The 11,821-nt window shown below is 69.9% G+C and carries 11 protein-coding genes; 7 read left to right on the plus strand and 4 right to left on the minus strand.

Going from position 1 to position 11,821, the window contains the following annotated elements:
* Nucleotides 1–35: 35 nt before the first annotated feature.
* Nucleotides 36–698, minus strand: coding sequence for a DNA alkylation repair protein (locus FVO59_RS09775; protein WP_182252460.1), 663 nt, complete (start codon nt 696–698; stop codon nt 36–38).
* Nucleotides 699–807: 109 nt separating this feature from the next.
* Here FVO59_RS09775 and FVO59_RS09780 point away from each other — a divergent pair, with 109 nt between their 5' ends.
* On the plus strand, nt 808–1,233 hold the full coding sequence (locus FVO59_RS09780; RefSeq protein ID WP_182252461.1) for a YciI family protein: 426 nt from the start codon (nt 808–810) through the stop codon (nt 1,231–1,233).
* A gap of 10 nt (nt 1,234–1,243) precedes the next feature.
* A complete protein-coding gene (locus FVO59_RS09785) occupies nt 1,244–2,533 on the plus strand; it encodes an RNA polymerase sigma factor (RefSeq protein ID WP_182252462.1) in 1,290 nt (429 codons plus the stop codon).
* Between the two features lie 83 nt (nt 2,534–2,616).
* On the opposite strand, the gene FVO59_RS09790 is transcribed toward FVO59_RS09785, so the two are convergent.
* Both FVO59_RS09790 and FVO59_RS09795 read right to left on the minus strand, forming a co-directional pair.
* The gene (locus FVO59_RS09790) at nt 2,617–2,886 is read right to left on the minus strand and encodes a GlsB/YeaQ/YmgE family stress response membrane protein (protein WP_182252463.1); all 270 of its coding nucleotides are present in this window, start codon (nt 2,884–2,886) and stop codon (nt 2,617–2,619) included.
* Nucleotides 2,887–3,060: 174 nt separating this feature from the next.
* On the minus strand, nt 3,061–3,990 hold the full coding sequence (locus tag FVO59_RS09795) for a Bax inhibitor-1/YccA family protein (protein ID WP_182252464.1): 930 nt from the start codon (nt 3,988–3,990) through the stop codon (nt 3,061–3,063).
* Between the two features lie 87 nt (nt 3,991–4,077).
* Between FVO59_RS09795 and FVO59_RS09800 the strand changes: the two genes are divergently transcribed.
* Nucleotides 4,078–5,061: a glycerophosphodiester phosphodiesterase family protein gene (locus FVO59_RS09800; RefSeq protein ID WP_259363148.1), complete on the plus strand. Its 984-nt coding sequence runs from the start codon at nt 4,078–4,080 to the stop codon at nt 5,059–5,061.
* Between the two features lie 158 nt (nt 5,062–5,219).
* On the plus strand, nt 5,220–7,730 hold the full coding sequence (locus tag FVO59_RS09805; protein WP_182252466.1) for a lamin tail domain-containing protein: 2,511 nt from the start codon (nt 5,220–5,222) through the stop codon (nt 7,728–7,730).
* Between the two features lie 167 nt (nt 7,731–7,897).
* On the opposite strand, the gene FVO59_RS09810 is transcribed toward FVO59_RS09805, so the two are convergent.
* Nucleotides 7,898–8,290 (minus strand): YccF domain-containing protein, encoded by a 393-nt coding sequence (locus FVO59_RS09810; protein WP_182252467.1) that lies wholly within the window; start codon nt 8,288–8,290, stop codon nt 7,898–7,900.
* Between the two features lie 35 nt (nt 8,291–8,325).
* Between FVO59_RS09810 and FVO59_RS09815 the strand changes: the two genes are divergently transcribed.
* The 3 genes from FVO59_RS09815 to FVO59_RS09825 all read left to right on the plus strand — a co-directional run bounded on the left by FVO59_RS09815 (nt 8,326) and on the right by FVO59_RS09825 (nt 11,756).
* Nucleotides 8,326–9,282: an ABC transporter ATP-binding protein gene (locus tag FVO59_RS09815; protein WP_182252468.1), complete on the plus strand. Its 957-nt coding sequence runs from the start codon at nt 8,326–8,328 to the stop codon at nt 9,280–9,282.
* Nucleotides 9,279–10,298 carry an ABC transporter permease gene (locus FVO59_RS09820; RefSeq protein ID WP_182252469.1) on the plus strand — a complete coding sequence of 340 codons (1,020 nt, stop codon included), beginning with the start codon at nt 9,279–9,281 and terminating at the stop codon, nt 10,296–10,298. The genes FVO59_RS09815 and FVO59_RS09820 overlap by 4 nt, the downstream gene beginning before the upstream one ends.
* 84 nt (nt 10,299–10,382) lie before the next feature.
* Nucleotides 10,383–11,756 carry a pyridoxal phosphate-dependent decarboxylase family protein gene (locus FVO59_RS09825; RefSeq protein ID WP_182252470.1) on the plus strand — a complete coding sequence of 458 codons (1,374 nt, stop codon included), beginning with the start codon at nt 10,383–10,385 and terminating at the stop codon, nt 11,754–11,756.
* The last annotated feature ends 65 nt before the right edge of the window (nt 11,757–11,821 follow it).

Consider the following 11,821-nt stretch of genomic DNA (forward strand, 5'->3'; position numbering starts at 1 on the left):
GCAGCGGCCCCTTCTTCGTCTTCGGGCGGCGCGCGTCAGCCGAGATTCTTCAGCGCCTCGCGTTGCGAGAGCGCCGAGAGCTCGGGATGCCTGGCGACGAAGCCCCGAACCCAGTCCGGGTCGTGCTTGCCGTACTCGCGCAGCGCCCAGCCGATCGCCTTGCGCAGGAAGAACTCCCGCTCGTGCGCGTTGGCGAGGATCGCGTACTCGAGCACGTCGAGATCGGTGGCGGCCCGGCGGCCCAGCTGCGAGATGATCGCCGCCCGTCGCACCCACATGTCCTCGTCATCGGACCAGATGCGCATCTCGACGGCCATCAGCGCCGGGTCGGCGTCGAAGGTCTCCCGCAGCCGGCCCGCCGCCTCGTCGACGAGGTCCCACCATGCTCCCGTGCGGATCATCTCCTCGTGCACAGGCAGCAGCGACGCATCGCCCCGCAGGGGCCTGAGCGCCATCACGGCCAGCGCGGCGTAGCGCTCCTCGCGGAACTCCGCCTCTCGCCACAGCGCGAGGGCGGTGCCGATCAGCTCGGCCGCATCCGCGCCATCCCGCCCGGCTGCGCGCACGAGAGCCCGCACCGCCGGAACCCGCACGCCGAGGAAGGGCATGGCCGACTTCATGTACGCCTGCTGTCCGGGGGCGAGGGAGGGGTCGGCCGCTTCCCGAAGGGCGGAGCGGATCTGATCGACGAGGCTCATCCGAAAAGAATCTCAGAGATTCTCGGCGTCGATGTCGATCTGCGCGCTTCTCGTTCGACGTACGGAGTGAGAGGGTCGAGACACGGCCCCACCACGAGGAGAAGAGACCATGAAGTTCATGCTGATCATGCGCGCGACCGACGAGGCAGTGAAGGCGTACGAGCAGATGCCGTTCGACGAGGTGATCGCCGCGATGGGGGCGTACAACGAGTCGATGATGAAGGCGGGCGTGCTGCTCGCGGGGGAGGGGCTCACCGACGCGGCCGAGGGCTTCGTCGTCGACTTCAGCGCCGAGAAGCCCCTGATCACCGACGGCCCGTACGGCGAGACGAAGGAGCTCTTCAACGGGTTCTGGATCATCGAGACGGCGACCCGTGAAGAGGCCGCGGAGTGGGCCGGCCGCGCGCCGCTCGGGCCCGGCTCGTTCCTCGAGGTGCGCCGGGTGACGGAGATGGAGGACTTCCCCGCCGACAACGAGTGGATCGAGAAGGAGGCGGGCTGGCGCGAGGAGCAGGCGCGCCGAGCAGCGGAGTGAGGCTGCGCTCATGAAGCCTGAAGACACGCCGCGACCCGGCGGAGCCGACGGCTCCGCCGGGCGCGCGGTCGCCGCCGTCTGGCGCATCGAGTCCGCCCGGATCATCGCGACCCTGACGCGGCTGACGGGGGACTTCGCCCTGGCAGAGGACCTCGCGCAGGATGCCCTGGCAGAGGCGCTCGTGCAGTGGCCGGCTGCGGGTGTGCCCGCCAATCCCGGCGCCTGGCTCACCGCGGTCGCCAAGCGTCGCGCGATCGACTCCTGGCGACGCCGCGCGCGCTATGACGAGAGGGTCGCGGCGGTCGCGCACGACCTCGAGCGGGAGCAGGCCCTCGAGGCCGAGCCCTGGGACCCGGATGCCATCGATGACGACGTGCTCAGGCTGCTGTTCATCGCCTGCCACCCCGTGCTCTCGAGGGAGGCGCAGGTCGCCTTGACCCTGCGGGTGATCGGCGGTCTCACGACCGAGCAGATCGGCCGCGCCTTCCTGGTGCCGGTGGCCACCGTGCAGCAGAGAATCGTGCGAGCGAAGAAGACGCTCTCGGCGGCACACGTGCCGTTCGAGCTGCCGCCGCGCGAAGAGCACGGTGCCAGGGTCGGCGCCGTGCTGGCGGTGCTCTACCTGATCTTCAACGAGGCGCACTCGGCGAGTTCCGGCGAAGACTGGCTGCGCCCCGACCTCGGTCGTGAGGCGACCAGGCTGGCGCGCGTCCTCGCCCAGCTGCTGCCCGGCGAACCGGAGGTGCACGGCCTGCTCGCACTGATGGAGCTGACAGCGGCTCGCTTCCCGGCCCGCACCGATGCGAACGGCGAACCGGTGCTGCTGGCCGATCAGGATCGCCGGCGGTGGGACCGCAGCGCCATCGCCAGGGGCAGGGCCGCTCTCGCCAGAGTGGACGCCCTCGGGCGGGGCAGGGGCGGCTACGCCCTGCAGGCATCCATCGCCGAATGCCACGCGGTGGCGGAATCGGTCGATGCCACCGACTGGCAGCACATCGTGCTGCTGTACGAGGCGCTCGGCCAGTTGACGCCGTCGCCTGTGATCGAGTTGAACAGAGCGGCAGCGGTCGCGATGGCGACCGGCCCGGCATCGGCGCTGCAGATCATCGACCGCCTCGTCGAGTCGGGGACGCTTCGGGGGTACCATCTGCTCCCTGCCACGCGCGCCGAGATGCTGCTGCGACTGGGCCGGCACGATGAGGCGCGGTCGGAGTTCAGGGTCGCGGCAGGCCTGGCTGGCAATGCGAGGGAACGTTCGATCCTCGAACAGAAGGCGCTCGACGACGCCGGCTCGGCGTGAGTGCGCCGCGCGCGCAGTCGCGGCCGCTGCCAAGGCGAAGGCAGCGGCCGCGAGTCACGGGCCCGAGTCAGGCGAGTGGCGTGTCAGGCGCGACGGTCACCGCGTCCCACGATGAGGCCGTAGATCAGCAGAACGATGATCGAACCGCCGATCGCGAGCAGCCAGGTCTGCAGGCTCCAGAACTCCTCGAGCGGAGCGCCGAAGAGGACGCTGCCCAGCCAGCCGCCGAGCAGAGCGCCGACCACACCGAGCAGAAGGGTGACGATCCAGCCGCCGCCCTGCTTGCCGGGAAGGATCAGCTTCGCGATCGCGCCGGCGATGAGTCCGAGGAGGAGAAAGGCGAGGAAGCCCATGAGAGTCTCCGATCTGTGAGTGATATCCGGGGTTTCCGGATGCACTAACCCTGCCCGATGGCCTCGAATGTGGGGCATACCCTTGTGCCGGAGTTCGGAATGCGCTAATGGCATCCCGGCATGCGGAACGGGCTGCCCTCCGCGGAGGACAGCCCGTTCCGAAAGAAGATCTGATCAGTCGTTTCCGCGCAGGATCGCAAGGATGCGCAGGATCTCGACGTACAGCCAGACAACCGTGACCATGATGCCGAAGGCGCCCAGCCAGCCGTACTTGCGGGGAGCGCCGTTGCGCACGCCCTGCTGGATCTGGTCGAAGTCCATCACCAGCGAGTACGCGGCCATGAAGACGACCAGGACGCCGATGATGAGACCGAGCGGGATGCCTGCGACCTTCATGCTGTACAGGCCGAACGCCTGGTCACCGGGGAGCACGTTCGTCCACATGAGGATGAGGTTCAGCACCGAGAAGGCCAGGTAGCCGAACATCGCGATCATGACGATCTTCGTCATCTTCGCGCTGGCGCGCACCTTGCCGCTGGCGAAGAGGGCGAGGGTCACACCCACGACCGCGATGGTCGCGAGGGTCGCCTGGATGACCACACCCGGCCAGATGAGCTCGAAGAACGCCGAGATGGCTCCGACGAAGAGCCCCTCGAATGCGGCGTAGGCCCAGATCAGCGCGGGCCGGACCTTCTTGCGCGAGGTGAAGGTGACGACCATGGCCAGCACGAAGCCGCCGAGGGCGCCCACGATCCAGGGGGTCATGTCGGCACGGCCGGTGTTCACGAAGCTCGCGGCGGTCCACATCCAGCCGGCGACAGCGGTCACCAGAAGGATGCCGAAGAGCCCGGCGGTCTTCCAGATCGTGTCCTCGACGGTCATGCGGTCGGTCTCGAGGGCGCCGGCCGCCGGAGCGGTGTACATGCCCTCCAGCTGCGCGTTCGCTGCGGCATCCATGCCCGCGTGCTGGAACGACGCGGTTCCGGCGGCGGCACCGGGCGCGGGCGGCGGCGCGTATGTGCCCTGCGACGAACCCGGGTAGGACGCCACGTTGCGCGGATCCTGCTGCTGGAACGCCGGGTTGTTGAATGCGAAATTGCTCATGGTGGCCTCTACTCCCGAGGGATCGGTCAACTCTTTCCTCAACGATACCCGCGAGAACCTATGCAATGGGTGCTTTACGCTGTGAGCGTGCCAAGGAGAACCCCGCTCGTCATCGGACACCGAGGCGCCCCCGGATACCGCCCGGAGCACAGTCGATCCTCATACGAGCTCGCCCTTGCGATGGGGGTGGATGCCGTCGAACCCGACATCGTGGCCACCAGTGACGGCGTGCTCGTGCTGCGGCACGAGAACGAGATCTCCGGCACCACCGATGTCGCCGATCATCCCGAGTTCGCCGACCGCCGCACGACGAAGCGCATCGACGGCGTCTCGCTGACCGGCTGGTTCACCGAGGACTTCACCTGGGCTGAGCTGTCGACGCTGCGCACCCGCGAGCGGCTGCCGAAGATCCGTCGCTCCAGCGCGACCTTCGACGACGGCCAGCCGATCCTGCGTCTGCCCGATCTGCTCGACCTCGTGCGGGCGGGCTCGGAGGAGCACGGCCGCGAGATCGGGATCGTGCTCGAGATCAAGCACGCCACCTACTTCGAGAGCATCGGACTCGACCTCGCGCCGCTGATCGAACGCGACCTGCGAGCGGGCGGCTGGGCCGACGGCGATCTGCCGCTGATCATCGAGGCCTTCGAGTCGACCATCCTGCACCGACTGCAGCGGACCGGGATCGCCGCGTCGTTCGTGTATCTCATCGAGTCGACCGGCAAGCCGTTCGATCTCGTCGCCGCACTCGGGCGCCATGCACCCGACTACGCCTCCGCCGTGACGCCGGATGGTCTCGACCGACTCGCCGGCACGCTCGACGGCATCAGCGTCAGCAAGAAGATGCTGCTGGCCCCTGGCAACACGATCGTCGACGACGCGCATGCGCGCGGTCTGCGGGTGTTCACCTGGACCTGCCGGCCCGAGAACGGCTTCCTCGACGGGCGCTTCCGCGCCGGCGGGGGCAAGGCCGCATACGGCGACTACGAGGCCGAGTGGCAGCAGATCGCCGACACGGGCGTCGACGGCGTCTTCGTCGATCACCCCGACCTCGGCGTGGCGTTCTTCGGCTGATCCGGCTGGAATGCCCTCGGGCATCCCGTCTCGGGCATCCGGTCTCGGGCAGCTCTGCCCGCGCAAGAATTCACCTGTCGGACACCTGCTCGTCGGAGCGCGGCAAGCCGGTGCCGCTTGGTTGAGGGAGACCCGTCCTTCTCTCCCTCAGGAGCCCCATGTCCCGTCTGCACCGCGGGCTGGCAGCGACGGCGGTCTTCGCGCTCGGCGCGGCCGCCCTCATCGCCACGCCCCTCGCCGCCCAGGGCGCTGATGCCCTCACCCTCGCGCTCGACGAGAGCGTCGCCGCCGGTCAGGTCGGCGGCTCCATCCGCATCAACGAGGTCGACTCGCAGCCCGCGGACTGGGTGGAGTTCCACAACCCCGGAACAGGGGTGCTCGACATCTCGGGCTACGAGATCCGCGACAACTCCGACGATCACCGATGGCAGTTCCCGCCGGGCACCGCCATCGCACCGGGTGAGTTCCTGGTCGTGGACGAGGCGTCCATAGGTCTGGTCGGCGGCATCGAGACCGCGTTCCGCGACCCCATCGGCATCGGCAGCGCCGACCGCATCCGGCTCTTCGACGCGACCGGCGCTCTCGTCGACGACACCCTTCCGTGGGACGGTCACGCCGCCATCGACGGCGATACCGCAGCGGCGACCCTCGCGCGCTGTCCCGACGCCCAGGGCGCGTTCGTGCTCGCGCACCCGACCCCGGCAGCCGCCAACGCATGCGTGCTGCCGTCGGTGGTCATCAACGAGATCGAGTCGAACGCAGACGTCACCGACTGGGTCGAGATCGTGAACACCTCGGCATCCGCGGTCGACATCACCGGCTGGACGGTGATGGATGCCGATCCCGTCGGCCACGCGGGGGAGACCACGCCGTTGCCGGCCGGCACGATCCTGGAGGCGGGGGCGCGGTTCGTGTTCGACCAGCCCGATGCGTTCGTGTTCGGCCTCGGCGGTGGCGACACGGTCACGGTGCGCGATGCGGCAGGGCGCGCGATCGACGAGCACGTGTATCCGGATCACGCCGAGGGCGTGTGGGCGCGCTGCGCCGACGGCTCGGGTGAATTCGTCGACATCCCCGACTCGACCAAGGGCGAGCCCAATGCGTGCGGCAGCCCCGTGCGCATCAACGAGGTCGAGTCCGACGGCGGATCGCCTGACGACTGGATCGAGCTGGTGAACCCGACTGCGGCTCCGCTCGACGTGAGCGGCATCGTCGTGAAGGACGATGACGAAGCACACGGCCACGTCATCGCGGACGGCACCTCGATCGAGGCGTTCGGGTACCTCGTCATTGAACGCGACGAGCTCGGATTCGGCCTCGGCAAGGACGACCGCGTGCGTCTCTTCGACGGTGATCTGCTCATCGACGACACGGCCTGGGGTGCCCAGCATGCAGCGGTCACGTGGGGGCGCTGCCCCGACATCTCCGGCGGCTTCGCGGTCACGGCCGAGTCGACCAAGGGCAGCGCGAACGTCTGCGCCGGCGAGGTCGTCGTCGCAGCATGGCCCGGCTCGCAGGACGTGCGCGTGCTCGACCCGATCGCGACCTTCCTCGAGGACAGCTCGGGTCTCGACGCGCAGCAGAGCGCCGACGGCGTGTTCCTGTGGGGGATCGACAACGGCGAGGGCAGGCTGTGGAAGATGCGGGCCGAAGCCGACGGCTCGGTGACGCAGGCCGACGGCTGGGAGCAGGGCAGGCGCATCCGCTTCCAGAAGGACGCCGATGATCCCGGCGCGGCCGGACCCGACACGGAGGGCGTGACGGTCGACGGCGATGGCTTCGTGTACGCCGCGGCCGAGCGCGACAACAGCGTCAAGGGCGTGAATCGGAACGTCGTGCTGAAGGTCGACCCGACGCAGCCGCAGGACGACCTGGTGGCCGTGCAGGAGTGGGATCTCACCGCTCAGCTGTCGCAGGTGGGGGCGAACCTCGGCATCGAGGCGGTCGAATGGGTTCCCGATGCTGCGCTCGCCGGGCTGCTGTTCGACGACCGCACCGGCAGAGCGTACGATCCCGCGGACTATGCCGGACACGGTGACGGGCTGTTCTTCGTCGCGATGGAGGACAACGGCCACGTCTACGCGTTCGCACTCGCTGCTGACGGCACCGCGACGCAGGTGAGCGAGATCGCGCCCGGGCTCTCCGGAGTGATGGGGCTGGACTACGACTCGGCCCTCGACGTGCTGTGGGCCGTGTGCGACGACGGATGCCAGGGCCGCTCCGCGCAGATCGCGCTGAACGGGACAGCATCGCCCGACGTCGCGCACTTCGCCCGCCCGACCGGGCTGCCCGACATCAACAACGAGGGCTTCGCCACCGCTCCCGCTTCGCTGTCGGTCGATGGCCGGCGCCCCGTGTGGTGGTTCGCCGACGGCTTCACCTCCGAGGCGCTGCGCGTCGGGACGCTTCCCGGCGGCACGGAGGAGCCGGGCACAGGCGAGCCGGGTACGGGCGGACCGGGTACGGGCGAGCCGGGTACGGGCGGACCGGGTACGGGCGGACCGGGTACTGGCGGACCGGGCACGGGCGGACCTGCCACGGCGCAGCCCGGTGCCGGTCCGGAGCTCGCCACGACCGGCGCGGGGATTCCGCTCGCCGGCCTCGTGCTGGGCGGCATCCTGACCCTGGCCGGTCTCGGAGCGATGGCCCTGCGCCGCCGCCGCGCCTGATCACGACGAAGGCGCCCGTCCCCGCGATGCGGTGGCCGGCGCCTTCGTCATCGAGGGCAGGAGATCACGCGAGAACAGGCCGGATTAGCGTGATCCGTCCTGTTCTCGTGCGTTCGCCTGCGCCGGGTGACCTGGCCGGGTGACCCGGCGCGGGTGCGAGCCCGGAGTCAGGCAGCGAACGCGCCGCTGCGGCTCGGCACGATCTCCTTGCCGAGAGGCATGAGCGAGACGGGCACGAGCTTGAAGTCGGCGATGCCCATCGGGATGCCGATGATCGTGATGCACAGGGCGATTCCCGAGAAGATGTGGCCGAGTGCGAGCCACCAGCCGGCGAGGATGACCCACACGATGTTGCCGAGGGCCGACCCGAGACCCGCGGTCGGCTTGTCGACCACCTGGCGCCCGAACGGCCACAGCGAGTACCCGGCGATGCGGAACGACGCGATCGCCCAGGGGATGGTGATGATCGGGATGCACAGCACGATGCCGGCCACGACGTAGCCGATGAACAGCCAGAACCCGGCGAAGATGACCCAGATGATGTTGAGGATCGTGCGCATGGGGTGATTCTGCCACCCTCGCCTATGCTCGGGTCATGAGCGGAGTGGTCGCGCAGGGGGTCAGGCGGTCGTTCGGGGCGGTGGATGCCGTGGTCGACGCCACCTTCCACGCGATGCCGGGGCGGATCACGGGCCTGGTGGGCCCGAACGGCGCAGGCAAGACGACGCTGCTGCTGATGCTCGCATCGCTGCTCGCCCCGGATGCCGGACGTATCGGCGTCGAAGGGGTCGACCCCGTCGAGGATCCCGCCGCCGTGCGACGGATGCTCGGCTGGATGCCGGACACCCTCGGCGCCTGGCCGTCGCTGACCGCTCGGGAGAGCATCGTGACGACGGCTCGGCTGCACGACATGCCAGCGGCCGACGCCGCGGCGCGGGCGGACGAGCTGCTCGCACTCGTCGGCCTGGCCTCCCACGCCGGATCGCCCGCCAGGGTGCTCTCTCGCGGGCAGAAGCAGAAGCTCGGACTCGCCCGCGCACTGGTGCACCGCCCCCGGGTGCTGCTGCTGGACGAGCCGGCGTCAGGGCTCGACCCGGAGGCGCGGGTGCACCTGCGCATCCTGCTGCGCGACCTGGCCGCGCAGGGAGCCACCATCCTCATCTCCAGCCACGTGCTCTCCGAGCTCGAGGAGGTGATCGACGACGCCGTCTTCCTCATCGCGGGCTCGGTCGTGCCGGGAGGCGTGGCACCGACCTCACGCACCTATCGTGTGCGCCTCGCGGCCCCCGACGCCTCGGCCGCGGTGGCTGACGCGCTCGGCATGCCGCGCGAGCTGGTCGGCGCCGACCGCGGAGATGCACTCCTCGTGGTGGCCGACGAGACCGCAGCCCTCGCGGCGCTGCGCACACTCGTGACCGCAGGCCTGCCCGTGCTCGAGTACGCACCTGCGCAGAGCGCGCTGGAGGCGTCGTTCCTCGCCCTCAGGCATCCCGAGCCGCCGCCTGGGGTGCCGCAGCCACCAGCGTCGCCCCAGGAAGGAGGGACGCGATGAGCGCCGCGCGCATCCTCACCATCGCCCGGCTCGAGCTGATCCAGCGCCTGCGCAGCGTCGGCTGGTACGTCCTGCTCGGCGTCTTCGTCGTGCTGCTGCTCGGCATCACGGCGCTGTCGTTCCTGATCTTCTCGAACAGCGACCTGCCAGGCGCCGGCGTCTTCTCGATCATCGTCAACTTCGTGCTGCTGCTGGTCGTGCTCGTCTCGCCGACGCTCAGCGGCAACGCGATCAACGGCGATCGAGATGCCGCGACCCTCGCGCCGGTCCAGGTGACGGCGGCGACGACCGGCGACATCATGGTCGGCAAGCTGCTGGCGGCGGTCGCCACCGGATGCGCGTTCCTGCTGATCGCGGTGCCCTTCCTGGCCGCCGGGATGGTCGGCGGCGGGGTGACGCCGGGGATGCTCTTCGTGTCGCTGCTCGTGCTGCTCGCCGAGATCGTCGTCGTCGCCGCCATGGGGGTGGGTCTGAGCGGGCTCATCGCCAGGCCGCTGTTCTCGATCGCCGCCACCTACCTCGCCGTCGCAGCGCTCGTGATCGGGACCCTGATCGCGTTCGCGCTCGGGGGAGCGGCGATCCGCACCGATGTCACCCACTACGAGCGCCCCTGGGACGACTCGACGGGTGAGCCGGTATGCGACTCGTGGGAGGAGTACACCTACGAGCAGCCGCGGTTCGACTACGTGTGGGGATTCCTCGCCGCGAACCCGTTCGTCGTGCTCGCCGACGCGACGCCGACGACGTTCGACGACGGCTACCCGCAGGATCTGTTCGGGCAGATCAAATACGGCGTGCGGATGGCGCAGCTTCCACCCGGCTCCGAACGGTGGGATGCCTGCGCCGGCGGCTTCGAGTCGACGCCCACTCCCGAGGAGCGGATGCGCGGCACCGTGCCGAGCTGGTTCGTCGGCCTCGGCATCCAGCTGGTGATCGCGGGCGCCCTCTTCGCCGGCGCCTGGGGTCGCACGCGCACTCCCGCCCGCCGGCTGCCGCCCGGAACCCGCATCGCATAGGGCGCATGGCGCGGGTGCCGTTGGATGTAACGTGTATCGGCGGCGTCACCAGAGCCGTGCCGTTCAGCGTCGAAAGGACAGCCCATGGACGCGGTGCGCATGCACGCAGCCTCGGCCGAGTCGAGGGCCATCGTCGATTCCGTGCTCGACTACTCGCGCCGGCGGATGCTGTCAGACGACGTGCCGCTCGACAAGCCGCAGACACCCGCCGAGCTGAGCCGACTGGCGGGGCGCACGATCACCGACGAGGGGCTCGGCGCTCAGCGCGCGCTGAGCGTGTTCGAGCACATCCTCGCGCCCGCGTGCCTGACCACCAGTCACCCGCTCTACCTGTCGTTCATCCCCACCGCGCCGACCATCGCCGCGATGGCCTTCGACCTGGTCGTCTCGGCATCCGGTCTCTACGGCGGCAGCTGGCTGGAGGGTGCGGGGGCGGTGCACGCCGAGAACGAGGTGCTCTCCTGGCTGGCGGCTGAGTTCGGCCTGCCCGAGTCCGCCGGCGGGGTGTTCGTGCAGGGCGGCACCATCGGAAACCTCTCCGCGCTCGTGGCGGCGCGCGAGACGGCCCGCGAGAAGCTCGCGGCGGCCGGACGCCCGGCTCCGGCGCGCTGGAAGATCGTGTGCAGCATCGAGGCGCATTCATCGAACAAGTCGGCCGCGAAGGTGATGGATGCCGAGGTCGTGGCGGTGCCGGCCGGAGCAGACGGAGTGCTGCGTGCCGACGCGGTGCGGGCGGCGCTCGAGGAGCATGGCGACGCCGTATGCGCAGTGGTCGCCACCGCCGGGTCGACGAACTTCGGCATCGTCGACGATATCGCGGGCAGCGCCGCCCTGAAGGACGAGTTCGACTTCTGGCTGCACATCGACGGCGCCTACGGTCTCACCGCTGCGCTGGCTCCGGAGGCGAAGCCGATCTTCGCGGGCGTCGAGCGCGCGGACTCGCTCATCGTCGACCCGCACAAGTGGCTCTTCGCGCCGTTCGACTGCTGTGCGCTGCTGTACCGCGATCCCGAAGGCGGGCGCCGTGCCCACACCCAGCACGCCGAGTACCTCGACACCCTCACCGACACCGAGGACTTCAGCCCGTCGGACTACTCGATCCAGCTGACGCGTCGCCCGCGCGGGCTTCCGCTCTGGTTCTCGCTGGCCACCTACGGTGTCGACGCGTATCGGCAGGCGGTGTCGGCGACCATCGCGCTCACGCACCGCATCGCAGAGGAGATCAGCCGTCGCGACGGCTTCACGCTGGTGCGGGATCCGCAGCTCTCGGTCGTGGTCTTCGAGCGCGACGGATGGGCGCGCGCCGACTACGACCGCTGGTCGGCCGCGCTGCTCGACACGCAGCACGCCTTCGTCGTGCCCAGCTCGCACGCGGGCCGCCCCAACACCCGGTTCGCGATCCTCAACCCGCTCACCACGTTCGAGGAGCTGGTGGCGATCCTCGACACCATGGTCTGAGCCGTCGTCCGGCTCTCGGGGCATCCGGCCCCTTGCGGCCGACACCGGCCGCGGAGGCCGGTGTC

The organism is Microbacterium esteraromaticum, from assembly GCF_014084045.1.
Taxonomy (GTDB): Bacteria; Actinomycetota; Actinomycetes; order Actinomycetales; family Microbacteriaceae; genus Microbacterium; species Microbacterium esteraromaticum_D.